Origin of the sequence: Xylanimonas sp. McL0601 (assembly GCF_049852175.1) — a bacterium.
Classification (GTDB): domain Bacteria; phylum Actinomycetota; class Actinomycetes; order Actinomycetales; family Cellulomonadaceae; genus Xylanimonas.
In genome coordinates this window covers 331,475-345,342 of record NZ_CP187527.1, presented here as the reverse complement: position 1 = coordinate 345,342, position 13,868 = coordinate 331,475, and the positions used below count along the sequence as shown (strand labels likewise).

18 protein-coding genes are annotated in these 13,868 nt (G+C 72.9%); 10 read left to right on the top strand and 8 right to left on the bottom strand.

The window, feature by feature from the left end:
* Nucleotides 1–84: 84 nt before the first annotated feature.
* Nucleotides 85–555 carry a nitroreductase/quinone reductase family protein gene (locus ACO4JP_RS01550; RefSeq protein ID WP_425955642.1) on the top strand — a complete coding sequence of 157 codons (471 nt, stop codon included), beginning with the start codon at nucleotides 85–87 and terminating at the stop codon, nucleotides 553–555.
* 100 nt (nucleotides 556–655) lie between these two features.
* On the opposite strand, the gene ACO4JP_RS01545 is transcribed toward ACO4JP_RS01550, so the two are convergent.
* Nucleotides 656–1,018, bottom strand: coding sequence for a VOC family protein (locus ACO4JP_RS01545; protein ID WP_425955641.1), 363 nt, complete (start codon nucleotides 1,016–1,018; stop codon nucleotides 656–658).
* Between the two features lie 16 nt (nucleotides 1,019–1,034).
* Nucleotides 1,035–1,487 carry a nucleotidyltransferase family protein gene (locus ACO4JP_RS01540; protein ID WP_425955640.1) on the bottom strand — a complete coding sequence of 151 codons (453 nt, stop codon included), beginning with the start codon at nucleotides 1,485–1,487 and terminating at the stop codon, nucleotides 1,035–1,037.
* An 86-nt stretch (nucleotides 1,488–1,573) separates the two neighbouring features.
* Between ACO4JP_RS01540 and ACO4JP_RS01535 the strand changes: the two genes are divergently transcribed.
* On the top strand, nucleotides 1,574–1,915 hold the full coding sequence (locus ACO4JP_RS01535; RefSeq protein ID WP_425955639.1) for an SH3 domain-containing protein: 342 nt from the start codon (nucleotides 1,574–1,576) through the stop codon (nucleotides 1,913–1,915).
* A gap of 74 nt (nucleotides 1,916–1,989) precedes the next feature.
* Nucleotides 1,990–2,559, top strand: a complete 570-nt coding sequence (locus ACO4JP_RS01530) for a GNAT family N-acetyltransferase (RefSeq protein WP_425955638.1) — start codon at nucleotides 1,990–1,992, stop codon at nucleotides 2,557–2,559.
* 2 nt (nucleotides 2,560–2,561) lie between these two features.
* Here the strand turns inward: ACO4JP_RS01530 and ACO4JP_RS01525 are convergent, their stop codons facing one another.
* Entirely contained in the window at nucleotides 2,562–3,506 is a 945-nt protein-coding gene (locus tag ACO4JP_RS01525; RefSeq protein ID WP_425955637.1) for a fructosamine kinase family protein, read from the bottom strand.
* Nucleotides 3,507–3,592: 86 nt separating this feature from the next.
* Nucleotides 3,593–4,096 carry a metallophosphoesterase family protein gene (locus ACO4JP_RS01520; protein WP_425955636.1) on the bottom strand — a complete coding sequence of 168 codons (504 nt, stop codon included), beginning with the start codon at nucleotides 4,094–4,096 and terminating at the stop codon, nucleotides 3,593–3,595.
* Between the two features lie 113 nt (nucleotides 4,097–4,209).
* Here ACO4JP_RS01520 and ACO4JP_RS01515 point away from each other — a divergent pair, with 113 nt between their 5' ends.
* Entirely contained in the window at nucleotides 4,210–5,028 is an 819-nt protein-coding gene (locus ACO4JP_RS01515; RefSeq protein WP_425955635.1) for a DUF1206 domain-containing protein, read from the top strand.
* A 19-nt stretch (nucleotides 5,029–5,047) separates the two neighbouring features.
* On the opposite strand, the gene ACO4JP_RS01510 is transcribed toward ACO4JP_RS01515, so the two are convergent.
* Entirely contained in the window at nucleotides 5,048–6,028 is a 981-nt protein-coding gene (locus tag ACO4JP_RS01510; RefSeq protein ID WP_425955634.1) for a transglutaminase domain-containing protein, read from the bottom strand.
* Between the two features lie 88 nt (nucleotides 6,029–6,116).
* Entirely contained in the window at nucleotides 6,117–6,884 is a 768-nt protein-coding gene (locus ACO4JP_RS01505; protein WP_425955633.1) for a metallophosphoesterase family protein, read from the bottom strand.
* A gap of 121 nt (nucleotides 6,885–7,005) precedes the next feature.
* On the opposite strand from ACO4JP_RS01505, the gene ACO4JP_RS01500 reads away from it, so the two are divergent.
* A complete protein-coding gene (locus ACO4JP_RS01500; RefSeq protein ID WP_425955632.1) occupies nucleotides 7,006–7,365 on the top strand; it encodes an MmcQ/YjbR family DNA-binding protein in 360 nt (119 codons plus the stop codon).
* Between the two features lie 196 nt (nucleotides 7,366–7,561).
* Nucleotides 7,562–7,972 (top strand): PPOX class F420-dependent oxidoreductase, encoded by a 411-nt coding sequence (locus ACO4JP_RS01495; protein ID WP_425955631.1) that lies wholly within the window; start codon nucleotides 7,562–7,564, stop codon nucleotides 7,970–7,972.
* 24 nt (nucleotides 7,973–7,996) lie between these two features.
* Here ACO4JP_RS01495 and ACO4JP_RS01490 read toward each other — a convergent pair whose 3' ends face one another.
* Complete coding sequence (locus ACO4JP_RS01490; protein WP_425955630.1) at nucleotides 7,997–9,436, bottom strand: serine hydrolase domain-containing protein; 1,440 nt, start codon at nucleotides 9,434–9,436, stop codon at nucleotides 7,997–7,999.
* Nucleotides 9,437–9,715: 279 nt separating this feature from the next.
* Here ACO4JP_RS01490 and ACO4JP_RS01485 point away from each other — a divergent pair, with 279 nt between their 5' ends.
* The 3 genes from ACO4JP_RS01485 to ACO4JP_RS01475 all read left to right on the top strand — a co-directional run bounded on the left by ACO4JP_RS01485 (nucleotide 9,716) and on the right by ACO4JP_RS01475 (nucleotide 12,485).
* Entirely contained in the window at nucleotides 9,716–10,900 is a 1,185-nt protein-coding gene (locus ACO4JP_RS01485; RefSeq protein ID WP_425955629.1) for a sensor histidine kinase, read from the top strand.
* Nucleotides 10,893–11,576: a response regulator gene (locus ACO4JP_RS01480; RefSeq protein ID WP_425955628.1), complete on the top strand. Its 684-nt coding sequence runs from the start codon at nucleotides 10,893–10,895 to the stop codon at nucleotides 11,574–11,576. The genes ACO4JP_RS01485 and ACO4JP_RS01480 overlap by 8 nt, the downstream gene beginning before the upstream one ends.
* A gap of 84 nt (nucleotides 11,577–11,660) precedes the next feature.
* The gene (locus ACO4JP_RS01475; protein WP_425955627.1) at nucleotides 11,661–12,485 is read left to right on the top strand and encodes a CPBP family intramembrane glutamic endopeptidase; all 825 of its coding nucleotides are present in this window, start codon (nucleotides 11,661–11,663) and stop codon (nucleotides 12,483–12,485) included.
* On the opposite strand, the gene ACO4JP_RS01470 is transcribed toward ACO4JP_RS01475, so the two are convergent.
* Entirely contained in the window at nucleotides 12,468–13,148 is a 681-nt protein-coding gene (locus ACO4JP_RS01470) for an MBL fold metallo-hydrolase (protein WP_425955626.1), read from the bottom strand. The genes ACO4JP_RS01475 and ACO4JP_RS01470 overlap by 18 nt on opposite strands.
* An 80-nt stretch (nucleotides 13,149–13,228) precedes the next feature.
* Here ACO4JP_RS01470 and ACO4JP_RS01465 point away from each other — a divergent pair, with 80 nt between their 5' ends.
* Nucleotides 13,229–13,672 carry a MarR family winged helix-turn-helix transcriptional regulator gene (locus ACO4JP_RS01465; protein ID WP_425955625.1) on the top strand — a complete coding sequence of 148 codons (444 nt, stop codon included), beginning with the start codon at nucleotides 13,229–13,231 and terminating at the stop codon, nucleotides 13,670–13,672.
* The last annotated feature ends 196 nt before the right edge of the window (nucleotides 13,673–13,868 follow it).

Sequence of the window (13,868 nt, the reverse complement as noted above, 5' to 3'; positions counted from 1 at the left end):
CAGACTTGCCTCGGCCTACGATCCAAGGAGGGGCGCCACCGGAGGCGCCAGTTCCGTCATCGCCGACGACAAGGTGGGACCGAGATGACCTTCGACAACCCTCACGGCACCCGCGGCGCCCGGCAGCCGAGCGCCAACGCGCTCATGCGGTTCGGCAACTCCATGAACATCCGCCGCATCCGCTCCAAGGGAGGGCGTGGGGTCATGGGCATGAACGTGCTGGTCCTGACCACCGTCGGCGCGAAGACCGGGCAGGAGCGCAGCAACCCCGTCGCGTGGTTCCCCGGCGGCGACGACGACACGTGGATCATCTCCGCGAGCGCTGCCGGCGGCCCCCGCAACCCGGCCTGGTACTACAACCTCGCGGCACATCCCGACCAGGTGCGCATCGAGCTCGACGGCCAGAGCATCGAGGTCACGGCCGAACAGCTCCACGGCGAGGAGCGTGAGCAGGCCTGGGCGAAGATCGTCGCCGCCGCGCCCCGGTTCGGGAAGTACACGACGACGACCGACCGCCTGATCCCCGTCATCCGTCTGCGGCGGCGCGAGGGCTGAGCACGGTCGAGCGCCTGCGGCAGGTTGATGACGAACGACTCGCCGTTCGACCGGGAGCCGCGCCGACATGCCGCGTCAACGGCCTCAGGGCCGGCAGCAGCTACCCCCCGAGCGTGATGGCGAGCGCGTGGCTCGGTTGGTAGAGGCCAAGGCTCGCGCCGCTCGGCAAGGGGATGCTGGTGAGCCGGCCGAAGCGGGCGTCGCGGACCGGCCCGGTCACGACGCCCTTGCCGGCGAGCTCTGCGATCGTGGCGTCGAGGTCGTCGCACATGAGGTAGAGCTCGGCGCCGGAGCTCTCGGCGGCCGGGTGCACGCCCAGCTCGGCGACCGGCGTCTTGAAGATCAGCCATCCGGGTCCGGAGCCGGTGTCCTCGACGAAGCTCCAGCCCAGGACGTCGCGCAGGAACGCCCGGTCCGCCGCCGGGTCGGTGCTGGCGGTCAGGATGTGCAGTCCGGTGATCATCTCTTCACGCTAGGCGCTACCACGGGTCGCTGGTGAGCGAGGGCCACCTCGACCTGTACTCCCGGACCTTGGTCTCGTAGACACGCCGCGGGGCGAGGCGACGATGCGGTCGCATGTGCATGGCGAACCCGTCTGCCAGCCCGTAGGGCGCGTGCACGCGCAGCCCGGCCTCGTCGCGGGTGATGCCGACGCAGCAGGTCGTCGACGCGAACGCGTCGATCGCGTCGGCTGCGCTGGTGAAGGGCGCGGCCGGGGTGCCGAACTTCTCCTCGTACCAGAGGTGCACGCGAGCCTCGTTGCGTACCTGGACGGTGACCTCCAGGTCGCTGAACAGCGCGTCTGCGGCCACGATGACGCGGTCTTCCGCCGCCCACGACAGGTCGGTGGCGTCGAAGTAGAAGACGTCGTAGTCCTTGATGCCGTAGCCGGGTGCCCGGCCTTCGACCGCGTTCCAGACGTTCTGGAACACCGCACCGGCCGGCGACCGTAGCCACCGCGGCGCCCCCGCACGGACCGTCATACGTTGGTGTCGCAACCCGGCGCTCAGGAGGAACGGTGTCCGCCACGGAGGTCGTGGTCACGTCCGACCACGTGATTCCCGACAGGCCTCCCATCGAGCCCCGGCCCGGCGACAGGGCAGACGTCGGCGAGCAGTCGACGGACTGGCCCGCGTTCGTGCTCGTGACGACGGCGTCCGGCTCGGGCTGGGTGCCCGAGCGGTACCTGGACGACGAGCGGCCGACGGCGACGGTGCTGCACCCGTACGACACCCGCGAGCTGCCCGCGAGCGCCGGCGAGCGACTGACCGTGATCGAGGACGACGCCGAGTCGGGCTGGAGCTGGTGCGCCAACACGGCCGGGCGCACGGGGTGGGTGCCCCACGAGGTCCTCCGCTGAGCCGAAGGGTCGCGGCCGGCGGCCACCCCGTCAGCGGCTGACGGCGCTCCAGCACCCGTGCCACGATCGCTCCCATGCTGATCCGCCGCGAGCGCCCGTCAGACGACGCCGCCATCCGTGCCGTGACCGCCGCCGCCTTCGCGACCGTGCCGCACTCGGCGCCGCCGGTCGAGGCCGACGGCGTGCCGGGTGAGGCGACGCTCGTCGGCTGGCTGCGCTCGGACGCGAGCTGGATCCCGGAGCTGTCGCTGGTCGCGTGCCTCGGCGACGACGTCGTGGGACACGTCGTGTGCACGCGGGCAGACGTGGATGGGGCACCGGCCCTGGGGCTCGGGCCTGTGAGCGTCCGTCCCGACCACCAGCAGCGTGGCGTCGGATCGGCGCTCATGCACGCCGTGCTCGGCGCCGCCGACGCGCTCGGAGAACCGCTCGTGGCGCTCGTCGGCGACCCGGCGTTCTACTCGCGCTTCGGGTTCGTCTCCGGGTCGTCGCTGGGGATCGAGGCGCCCGACCCGGGGCTGAGCCCGTACTTTCAGGCTCGGCCGCTCAGCGCGTACGAGCCCTCGCTGACGGGGCGCTTCCGCTTCGCCGCCCCGTTCGACGCGCTCGAGGCCGCGGCGTCGGGCGGGGGTAGCGGCCACTGACCTCAGGCTCGCTGCCGGAACGGCGCGAGCGTGGTGCGCACGACCTCCGCGGCTCCCCAGTCCGGCTCGAACTGGGCGATCACGGCCAGGTGCTGCCGGAGCTGGATGATCGGCATCCGCTCGCGCCAGTCGCGGTCGAGCCCGGTCAGCTCGGCGTACAGGTCGAAGAACGCGTGCGCCTCGGGTGGCGGCGCCGTCGTCCACAGGTGGGCGAGATCGACCTCGGCCCACGTGTAGGACACGGCCGGGTCGATCAGCGCGGGCTGCCCGTCCTGGGTCGCCATGACGTTCTGCATCCATAGGTCGCCGTGCGTCAGGCATGCGGGCCGCACCGGCAGCAGCTCGGGGAGGCGGTCGCACAGCCGCTCCAGCGCCGCACGGTCCGCGGCGTCGAGCGCCTCCGCGACGCGAGGCTCGCCGAGCCAGCGCAGCAGCCGGTGCTGCGCGAAGAACTCGAACCCGTCGTCCGCCCACGTGTTGACCTGCCGACGGCGGCCGAGCCAGTTGTCGCGGTGCCATCCGAACCGGGGGTGCTGCGTCGTCGTGTGCAGGCGCGCGAGCACGGGCGCGAGCCGTTCCCAGAACGCCTCGGTTCCGGGGCGTGGCCGCAGCGTCGAGAGCACGAGCAGGTCACGGTCGGCGAGGAGCACCTCGGGCGTGGCGACGCCGGCTGCTTCGCGCAGCACGGTGAGCCCCTCGGCCTCCGCGGCGAACGCGCCGTCCGACGGCGGCTCGCCGAACGCCTCGCCGAACGCCTCGCCGAAGGACTTGACGAACACCGACGTGCCGTCGCCGCGGTGCGCGAGCCCGGCGGTGGCCGCGATGCCTCCGGTGGCGGCCTCGACCGAGACGACGTCGGTCAGGCCGGCCGCGTGCAGGCGCTCGAGCAGGAAGGACGTCGTGTCGATCGCTGAGTGCTCCTCGATCGCTGAGTGCTCCTCGATCACTGGTGCTCCTCTCGGCTGGTCACGCATCATGGCACGCAGCCGAGCGCGCCGTCGGCCCGCAGCCGGGGCTGCACCACCGTGCGCCGTCACCGGGTGACAGGGACCAGCTCGACGTCGTGGAGCCGGTCGCCGGTGACCGTCGCCGTGAGATAGGTGCCCACGGGCTGCCGTCTCCGGTCGGTCGGCGAGCCCGGATTGAGCAGCCGCATCCCGGCAGGCGACACGCTGTCCCACGGGATGTGGCTGTGACCGAAGACGAGCAGGTCCATGCCGGGGAACGTGGCGTCCGCGCGCCTCTCACGACCCTGTTTGGGGCCGGTCTCGTGCACCACCGCGACGCGCAGACCCTCGATCCGCAACCAGGTCGCCTCCCCGAGGCGCTCGTGCAGCTCGGGTCCGTCGTTGTTCCCCGCGACGCCGACGAGCAGCGCCGCGCGCGCCTCGACCGCGTCGAGCAGCTCCGTCGTCGTCCAGTCCCCGGCGTGCACGACGACGTCCGCCGCGTCGATGGCGCGCCACACCGAGCCGGGCAGTGCTCGGGCGCGAGAAGGCACGTGGGTGTCGCTGAGCAGGAGAAGCCGCGTCGGCACGCCGCCACCATAGGCACGACGGGGCACAGCGGCTCGGCACGGCGTGCGAGTCACGCCCAGGTGCGCGAGGGTGACGAACGGTGCGATCAGTGTGGCCCCGTGGAGGTGAGCGCGTGTCCGCCAGCTCAGCCAACCCCGCCGCCGGGGCTGCCAGGGAGGCCCAGCAGAGCAGCGCCATGCAGGGCCTGGCCCGGGGTGGCTACGTCGCCTCAGGGGTGCTCCACGTGCTGCTCGGATGGCTGGCCGTCCAGCTCGCGCTCGGCCGGACCTCGAGCGAGGCGGACCAGTCAGGCGCCTTCCGGACCCTCGGCCGGGCCCCCGGGGGAGCTCTTCTTCTCTGGGTGGTCGCCGTCGGGTTCGCTGCCCTCGCTGTGTGGCAGCTCGTCACCGCCTTCGTGGGCGAGCGAGGCCGGGAACACCAGGCGGGTCTGCGCATCAAGAGTGCGGCGAAGAGCGTGCTCTACGGGGTGCTGGCGGGCATCAGCGTCCAGTACGCGAGCGGTGGGGGCACATCGGGAGGGAGCGCGCAGAAGGGCCTGACGGCCCAGGTGCTGAGCTGGCCGGGCGGGCGCTGGCTCGTCGGCCTCGTGGGTCTGGTGATCGTCGTCGCCGGCGTCGTCCATGTCGTGATCGGGGTGCGCAAGCGGTTCCTTCGTGACCTCACCGGCGTCGGAGGCCGTGCCGTCGGGGAGGCGGTCGAACGACTCGGCCAGGTCGGCTATGTCGCCAAGGGGATCGCGCTCGCCGTCGTCGGCGGGCTCGTCATCGCGGCGGGCGCGACGGCGGACCCCGCGCGGGCCGGCGGGCTCGACGAGGCCCTGCGCACGATCCGCGACCAGCCGTTCGGTCCGGTGTTGCTCTTCGTGGTCGGGATCGGGATCGCGGCGTACGGCGTCTACTCGTTCGCACGCGCGAGGTACGTCCGCCTCTGAGCCGTTTCTGCTGCTGCCGTCATGGTGCCGGAGGAGCCGAGAACCACTGGGTCGAGCACGTCCTGAGGTCCGTGACTCCGGTGCGGCCACTCTGCGACGCCGTCACAACGCGATCGCCCGGTCGCAGCAGCGGGTCGCTGGCGTACCGCTGGGCGAGCTTGGCCTCAGCCGAGGCGTCCCCGGCGTCCGCGGCCACGAGCATCGCGGCGATCTCGTCGACGAGAGCGTCAAAGGTGTCCGCGTCGATGTCGGGCGCCGCGAGGCGGGCCCGGGCCACGAGCCCCGCGAGAGCCGGCGATCGCAGCATCGGACCCCACATGTCCCACAGGAGCAGCTCGTCGCGCTGCCGGTGTGCCAGCTCCACCAGCACCGACTCCCGCACTAACGCCTGTCCGCCCACCTGCGGCAGCGACGAGTCCACGCCGTAGCTCGCCGGGTCCGCGGTCCCCGACCGGATCGCGCGCCATACCTCAGCCGCCGTCTCGAAGGGCGCGACCGGACCCACGGGCATGTCCTCGACGTCGAATCCCCAGCGGGCAGCGCGCTCGAGCGCAGGGTCCCAGCGCACCCACCGGTCACCGTCCCACGTCTCGACCACCGCGTGCTCGTGGCGGAACGACGGCTCGAAGTACCGTGCGAAGCCGACCCGCGACCGTGCCCGCACGCCGTGCTCACGCAGGACACCGACCGAGAACAGCGTGTGGTCGCGGCAACAGCCCGCCACCTGGCGGCCGAGGTCCCGGGGCGCGTCGAGCGGGCCGGGCTGACGTGCGGCGGCAGCATCCAGGATCGACGCGAGCCACCGTCGGTCCGGGTCGGCCCGCTGCTCCTGGGTGAGCGCCGGCCTGCCGGCCCGGTAGTGCACGACGACGCGGCGCGCGGCCGAAGCAACGCTCGCCCGGTCAGGTGCGACCGCGCCCAGGAGGCTGGCATGCGGCCCCGGATCCGAGTACGCCGAGTGGCGTGCGTAGTCGGTCGATGTCGGTGCTGCGACGTCCATGATCGTGCGGCTTCCCCGTGGTGCTGCTCCTGTGCTCTGGCTGCTCTGGCTGCTCTGGCTGCTCCAGGTCAGTACACCTCGGCAGCGGCTACCCGGTGCGGCCGTCCCTCGGACCGAAGGCCTCGATCGCGTCGCCGTCGCTCGGTGGGTGCAGCAGGTACTCGTCGATCCAGGCCCTGACGTCGGGGTAGCCGCTCGTCTCGGCGATCTGCCTTACCGCCGCGTCGACGTCGACCCGCGTCCAGCGCAGATGGATGCCGCTGCGGTCGATCAGCGCCCACGGTGCGGGCGGTGACCCGTACGGCATCCCGACGCTCCCGCTGTTGACGACCCACCGGCCGTCGACCAGGCGCGCGAACGGCATGTGCGTGTGCCCGCAGACCACGGCGCGCACGGACTCGTCCACGTCGGAGAGCACCTCGCGCCACCACTCGAGGCGTGAGTCGACGAGCGCGACCTCGTCGTCATCGCGGGGAGTCCCATGGCAGAAGAGCACGTCACCGAAGCCCTCGACCGTGACCACGACCGGGTGCGGCAACCCATCCAGCAGCTCCACGTGCCGCGCGGCGAGCTGGCCGGCCGCCCACACCGACACGTCAGGCGCACCGTCGTCCACGGCGCCGCGGGCGAGGCGGACCAGCTCGCGGTCGGCGTTCCCCCGGACCAGCACCGCACGGTCGCCGAGCTCCGTCAGCCGGTCCAGGACCTCGGTCGGCAACGGGCCGGCCGCGTGATCACCCGTGACGACGATCAGCTCCGCGACGCGGACCTCGGGCTCGGCGAGCACTGCGTCGAGCTGCGGGAGCGCACCGTGCACGTCGGACAGGACGGCGACGGAGCCGATCGTTCGTCTCATACCCGGGACGGTAGCCGGACGGCGTCGGACCTACCCGGCGCACTACCGTGAGGACCATGCCGTCACCGCGCGCGGAGTACCTGTCCCTGCACCGGCCCGGTTCCGGCGTACGGAGGTTCGGATGGCGGAGATCGACGACGTTCGGCCGTTGGGCGCCGGCCTGGAACGCTCTTACGAGGTCTACGTGCGCGGCAGGCTCAAGTTCCGTGTCGGCCAGATCGTCTACGTGGCGTTCTCCCTCGATGGGACGGTGATGGGATTCGGGTTCCCCAAGGAGGAGCGGGCGGCACTGGTCGCGAGCGAGCCCCACAAGTTCCGCCTGCCCTCGGCGTCGGACATGCGCTTCCACTGGGTGCACGCCGACCTCGCGGCGCTCGACCGGGACGAGGCCAGGGAGCTCGTCGTCGACGCGTGGCGGATGGTCGTTCCCCAGAAGGTCTGGCGCGCCTACGAGCTCGCGCATCCCACCGGTGCGGACTAGGAATCGCGCCGAGTCGGGCGGAAACGCCCGCCGTGAGCACGGCAGACGCGGTGAAGGTGGATGCTGAAAAGGGGACGCCCTGACCGTCCTCGCACGGACGCGGAGGACCAGTTCGCGCGCTCCATCCAGACCGTCGTCGGCGCGTGGACCCGCAGTCCCGCGACGACCGCCTGATCCGCCGACTAGGAGACCTTTCGTGTCCACGTTCACCGACTCCGAGATCGCGTACCTCAACGGCCAGAACCTCGGCCGGCTGGCCACGCAGAAGCCCAACGGCACCCTGCAGAACAGCCCCGTCGGATTCCGGTACAACCCGGCCACCGACACCATCGACATCGGCGGGTACAACTTCGAGGCCAGCCGCAAGTTCCGCAACGTCATCGCCAACCGCAGGGTGGCGTTCGTCGTCGACGACCTGGCCTCCGTGCGCCCCTGGCGGCCCCGCTGCGTCGAGATCCGCGGCCGCGGAGAGGCCATCGCCTCCGACGGCACCCACCCGGCGCTCATCCGCATCCACCCCGACCGCGTCATCAGCTTCGGCCTCCACGAACCAGACCGAGAGGCCCACGGCCTCACGATCGACGCACGCGACGTGACGGGAGACTGACGCCGGAGCTCCGCTCAGCCAGGCCTAGGCGACGTCGGGCCGGGTCATCAGCGGCGAGCGGAGATGCAACGTGAGGTCGGGGCTGGTCAGGGGCTGGGTGGTCCAGGTGGCCGTCGCGGTCTCCGTGGCGGCGTCGACCGTCAGCCGGACCCGGTGGGGGCTGGTGATGACGACGAGGTCGGCGACGAACGTCGTGCCCTGCCAGGCACCGGACGCGACGACGGGGCGGCCGAGCGGCGCGCTCTCCTGCCAGGCCCCATGGCCCGCCTCGACGTCGAGGCCGGGCCCGAGGTGCAGGAGCCAGCCGGCGTCAGTCGGCTCGACCGTCACCGGGGTGCCGTCGGGCAGGGCCGAGCCGTCGGGGGACGCGTCGAGCCGCGCCGTCACGGTGCGGTCCGGGCCGGCCGAGCCCGCGATCTGGGGCAGCGACAACCCGCGCAGCCGGTCGGCGAGGACCTCGTCGTCCTGTGCGCCGTCAGTCCGTCCGATGCCGGGGAGAAGGCACTCCCAGACGGCGTCGAGCACGTCCTGGGCGTGCCGGACCTCGGTCTGGGCGCCGGTCACGGCCACCACGAGATCGTGCTCCGGGACGACGACGCAATGCTGGCCGAAGGCGCCGTTGCCGTGGAAGCCGTGGCGGTGCCGCCAGACCTGGTAGCCGTAGCCGGACTGGAAGTCGGCGCCGTCCGCGCCCGCCGCGTAGTGCCGGCTGGCGATCTGCCACTGGGTCGCGGCCTCCACCCACTCGCGCGCGATGAGCTGCTCGCCGTCCCAGTCACCGCTGCGCCGCAGCAGCTCGCCGAACGCGGCGACGGCCTCGGTCCGCAGGTGCAGCCCGTGGAATCCGAAGGCCGCGCCGCTCGCCACGCGGTCCCACTCGGCGTCGTCGACCCCGAGGGGCTTGAAGAGGCGCTCGTCGAGCAGCTCCGGGAGCCCGCCACCGGTGGCCCGCTCCACCATCCTGGCCAGGACATAGGTGGTGGCGTTGTCGTAGGTGTGCAGCGTTCCCTCGGGCGCGTCGAACGGCATCCGGAGGAAGCCCCTGACGAGGTCCGTGGGCTCCAGCGCCCAGGCCTCGGCCAGGGTGTCCGTGCCGTGCCCGGCCGTCATGGACAGCAGGTGGCGGACGGTGAGGCGGTGCGCCTGCTCGTCGGCTTCGGCAGGGACGTGGTCGGGCAGCACGTCGACCACGCGGTCGTCCAGCGAGAGCAGACCGTCGGAGATCGCGATGCCCACCGCGACCGAGGTGAACGACTTGGTCAGCGAGTACAGCAGGTGCGGGCGCTCGGCCGAGTACGGCGCCCACCATCCCTCGGCGACGACGTGCCCGCGGCGCACCACCATCAACGAGTGGCACTCGACGCCCCGCTCCTCGAGCCGGTCCAGCAGTGCGGCGACCGCCCGGGACGACACCCCCGCGGCGGCCGGAGTGGAACGCGGCAGGAGCGCGGCGTGGGCGGGCATCCCGACACCGTAGCCGCGGCGCACACCGTCGACCAGCCTTCTCCCTGCTCTGACCTGGGCACCACGCTCGTCGCGCGGGGGCATGGACTACGCGGTTCACGTGGTCCGCGGGCACGGTCCGGCGTCGGATGCTCTACCCGTCAGCCCCACCGACGTCAGGAGACCCCGATGCCCACCGTGACTGCCGACGACGGCGCCCAGATCTTCTACAAGGACTTCCCTGTCTCACGATGACGCGGGGCGGAGAGCCCCGACCGTGACGGCCATAGGGTGGGCCGCGTGTGGTTGCCCTGGAGGCCGGTGGTGTCAGCCCGGTACCGCGACGCCACCTTCGCGGTCGCCCTGACCGCTCTCGCCCTGATCCCCGCGCTCGGCCCGTACGGCATGGTGCTCGGCGAGCTTCCGACGCGCGACGACGACGCGTGGCGGGTGGTGCTGATCCTCGGGCAGACGCTCCCCCTGGCCGTGCGCCGCCGCCACCCGGCGGCATGCCTGGCGGTGGTCGGGACGGCGTTCGCGCTCTCCCAGTGCCTGGCGTACGCGCCGTCGCCGGCCGGTCTCGGCCTGCTGTTCGCGCTCTACTCGGCCGGGGCGCACCAGCGGCGCGGGCGGGTCTGGGTGGCGGCTGCCGCCGCAGTCGCGTACGCGGGTCTCGCCGTCGTGCTCAGCGCACTCGGATCGCCGGAACAGCCGTGGGAGCTCGCGACGTTCGGCCTCGTCCTGGCCGCGGCGTGGGGCGTGGGCGACCTCGTGCGGATCCGGGGGGAGGCGGCACGGTCGCGGGCCCAGCTCGGCGCGCGATCCGCCGTCCTCGAGGAGCGGGCCCGGCTGGCCGGTGAGCTCCACGACGTCGTGAGCCATCACGTCACCGGGATGGTCGTGCAGGCCGACGCTGCCGCGTTCCTGCTGCCGGCGGCAGAGCAGACGGTCCGTCAGCAGCTTGCGGGGATCGCCGGCGCGGGCCGGCGAGCCCTCGACGACCTGCGTCAGCTTCTCGACCTGCTCGGCCCCGACGAGTCGGCCGCCGGGCCGCCCATCGGCTCGATCGCCGATCTGGCCGACGCCGCCCGCAGCGCCGGCCTGGACGTCGAGCTGACCGAACAGGGGAACCCGAGCGGGCCCGACGAGCTGCGCCTCACGGTCTACCGCGTCGTCCAGGAGGGTCTCACCAACGCCCGCAAGCACGCCCGGGGGGCGGCCGTGCAGGTGACGGTGCGCTGGGCGGCCGAGCGCGTGCGCCTTGCCGTGACCACGTCCGCGGCTCCCGTCCTTGCGGGAGCGGGGCCGAGGACGCCGGGGTCCGGTCGCGGGCTCGTGGGCCTGCGCGCACGGGTCGAACGCCTCGGCGGCGACCTGCGTGCGGCCCCCACCGGCTCCGGCGGCTTCGCCCTCGAGGCGTCCCTCCCGCTGGATCCCGCCCGACGACTGGATCCCGCCCGACGATGGGACGACGACGATGCCTGAGCCGAGCGTGCCGCCGATCCGGGTGCTCATCGTCGACGACCAGGCCGTCATCCGGATCGGGTACACCACGATCCTCGGCGCGCAGCCCGGCATCGAGGTCGTCGGCGAGGCCGGCGACGGGCGTGCCGCGGTCGACCTGACCGCCCGGCTGCGCCCTGACGTCGTCGTCATGGACGTGCGGATGCCCGTGCTCGACGGGATCGCCGCCACCCGGTTGCTCGCCGGTCCGGGCGTCGCACGCCCGCCGCGGGTGCTCGTCGTGACGACGTTCAACCTGGACCGACAGGTCTACGAGGCGTTGCGCGCCGGGGCCAGCGGGTTCCTCCTCAAGGACGCCGGGCCCTCCCAGCTCGTCGAGGCCGTCCGCACGGTCGCCTCCGGCGAGTCGCTGCTTGCGCCGGCGGTCACGCAAGCGCTGCTGGGCCGCTTCGCCGAGCGCGTGCTGCCCACGACGACGGGCGACCCTCGCCTCGCCGCGCTGACCCCGCGCGAGCGGGAGGTTCTCGTCGCGATCGCCGACGGGCTCTCCAACGCCGAAATCGCCGACCGCCTCGTGATCAGCCACGAGACCGTGAAGACGTACGTCTCCCGCATCCTGCTCAAGCTCGACCTGCGCGACCGCGTGCAGGCCGTCGTCTATGCCTACCGGAGCGGGCTGGTGCCGCCCGGCCGCTGACGCCGGCATCCCCCGCGCGAGGGATCCCTAGTGCGCTCTCGTACGTGATCCGCGCCGCACCCTGCGATCCCTAGCGTCGTGCCCATGATCTCCACCACCCAGAACCTTCCCGTGCGTGAGTCCTCGTCGCGCCTCGCGCGGATCGGCCGCTCACCGCTCGCCTGGCTTGCCGTCGGCCTCCTCGGAGTCGGCGGCCCGTCCGCACTGGCGGCCGCCGGACCCGTGCCGGCGCTGGTCGGCGCCGGGCTCGCGCTCCTCGCCTACTGGGCCGTGATGCGCTTCGTCGCCCGTCGGCCGACCCCCGAGATCGCCGTGCGCGGCGCGGGGCGCGACCTGCGCCTCGGCGCCGGAATCGGTGCAGCGTTCCTCCTTGTCTCGGTCGCCGTCATCGCGATCGCCGGGGGCTACCGGTTCACGCTGCACGGCGCCGTCGGCGCCGGCGCGCTTCCCGGCCTCGTCGCCGTCGCCGTGGCGGGCGCGCTCACCGAGGAGCTGCTGTTCCGCGGGCTCGTGCTCCAGGCCGTCGAGCAGCTCCGCGGCCCGCGCACCGCGTTGGTCGTCTCCGCCCTCCTCTTCGGGCTCATCCACCTCGCCAACCCCGGCGCGACGCCGTGGAGCTCGGTGGCCATCGCCATCGAGGCCGGCGGGCTGATGGGCGCCGCCTTCCTGTGGCGACGCAGCATCTGGCTCGTCACGGCCCTGCACGCCACCTGGAACGGCCTCGAGCAGCTCATCGGCATCCCCGTGTCCGGCCACGTCGACCCCAGCGTGCTCGTCACGATCACCCACGGCCCGGCCCTGCTCACGGGTGGCGGCTTCGGGCTCGAGGCCTCGATCGTGCCGGTCGTCGTCAGCCTCGTCCTCATCGTGGCGCTGCTGCGTCGAGCCCGTTCATCGGCGAGCGCCTGAGGCTCCCTCACCGTCGGTCGCCCGGCCTTCTACCGACAGCGACTCGCCGGGTGCCGGCGTGAGCAGGGGGATGCCGGACCGGCCGAGGAACTGCTCGCTCGAGCGGCGACCGACCTCGCTGAGCATGACGTCGTGGATCGCCACGGCACGGCGCGGGGCGATCTCCCGGATCCAGTCGATCGACTGGCCCGTGCGGACCCACGGTCCGCTCGTCGGCACGAGGAGCGTGTCGACCGGCCACGGAGGGATCTCGTAGGAGTCGCCGGGGTGGAACACGGCTCGGTCGACGAGATAGCCGAGGTTCTGGGGCACCGGGATCTCGTCGTGGATCGGCGCGTGAAGGCCGCCGACAACCTCGACGGCGAACCCCGCGACCTCGATCCGGTCACCGTCCGCGAGGACCACGACGCGCTCGGCGGGAGCTCCCGCGAGCGCCTCGGCGACGCCCGCCGGACCATACACGACCAGGTCAGCGCGCTCCTCGAGGGCGGCGAGCACCGCGGCGACGTCCAGATGGTCGAAGTGCGGGTGGGTCACCAGCACGGCCGAGGCCTGCGCAAGCAGCGCCGCGCCGTCGGGGGTGAACGCGCCGGGGTCGATGAGGAGGCCGCGCGCGCCGTCGTGCAAAGAGACGCAGGCGTGGGAGTGCCGGACGAGCCGCATGAGGTGGTCCTCTCGGTCGGGGTCGGACCGCAAACAATACAACCTAGTTGTATTCCCTTGGTTCCACCTACGATGCCGAGGTGGCCAGAGACGAGGACGCGCAGGATCTCGCCGAGGCGCTGCGGACAGCCGTGAGCCGCTTCGTCCGGGCTGTCCGTCAGCGCGCCGACAGCCTTCCGCCTTCGCGGGCCGAGACGCTGCGCCACCTGCAGACGGCGGGACCCCAGACCATGGCCGAGCTGGCGGTGGCGCGCGACGTCTCGCACCAGAGCGTGAGCCGCATGGTGGGCGAGCTCGAGAGGCTCGGCCTCGTCGCCCGGCGACCGAACCCGGCCGACGCGCGCGGGTTCCTCATCGCCCTCACCGCCGAAGGCCGCCTCGAGCTCGGCGCCGACCAGACCGCGCGCCGCTCCCTGATCGGCGCGGCCATCCTCACCGCGCTCGACGACGACGAACGCGCCATGCTGGCGACGGTGCCCGCCCTGCTCGACCGGCTGGTCGACGCCCTCGCCGACGGCGAGTGAGAGCCGACGACGATGGCCTGGGCGACCGAACGACTGGAGCGCTACGCACCCGCGATGAGCGACCCGCGCTTCGAGACGTTCCTCGACGCCACGCTCACCAACAGCCAGGATGTCGGGGACATGCGACTCGGCCGACCGCTACGGCTTCGCCCTGGACGGCCCGCCCGGAGACGCTCCCCACCGCGTCGTCCTCGTC

What these genes read in the sequence shown, in the direction of transcription:
- ACO4JP_RS01550 (WP_425955642.1), top strand. Translation starts at nt 85, where the DNA reads ATGACCTTCGACAACCCTCACGGCACCCGCGGCGCCCGGCAGCCGAGC.
- ACO4JP_RS01505 (WP_425955633.1), bottom strand. Translation starts at nt 6,884, where the DNA reads ATGAGACGAACGATCGGCTCCGTCGCCGTCCTGTCCGACGTGCACGGT.
- ACO4JP_RS01530 (WP_425955638.1), top strand. Translation starts at nt 1,990, where the DNA reads ATGCTGATCCGCCGCGAGCGCCCGTCAGACGACGCCGCCATCCGTGCC.
- ACO4JP_RS01545 (WP_425955641.1), bottom strand. Translation starts at nt 1,018, where the DNA reads ATGATCACCGGACTGCACATCCTGACCGCCAGCACCGACCCGGCGGCG.
- ACO4JP_RS01500 (WP_425955632.1), top strand. Translation starts at nt 7,006, where the DNA reads ATGGCGGAGATCGACGACGTTCGGCCGTTGGGCGCCGGCCTGGAACGC.
- ACO4JP_RS01475 (WP_425955627.1), top strand. Translation starts at nt 11,661, where the DNA reads ATGATCTCCACCACCCAGAACCTTCCCGTGCGTGAGTCCTCGTCGCGC.
- ACO4JP_RS01470 (WP_425955626.1), bottom strand. Translation starts at nt 13,148, where the DNA reads ATGCGGCTCGTCCGGCACTCCCACGCCTGCGTCTCTTTGCACGACGGC.
- ACO4JP_RS01490 (WP_425955630.1), bottom strand. Translation starts at nt 9,436, where the DNA reads ATGCCCGCCCACGCCGCGCTCCTGCCGCGTTCCACTCCGGCCGCCGCG.
- ACO4JP_RS01480 (WP_425955628.1), top strand. Translation starts at nt 10,893, where the DNA reads ATGCCTGAGCCGAGCGTGCCGCCGATCCGGGTGCTCATCGTCGACGAC.
- ACO4JP_RS01510 (WP_425955634.1), bottom strand. Translation starts at nt 6,028, where the DNA reads ATGGACGTCGCAGCACCGACATCGACCGACTACGCACGCCACTCGGCG.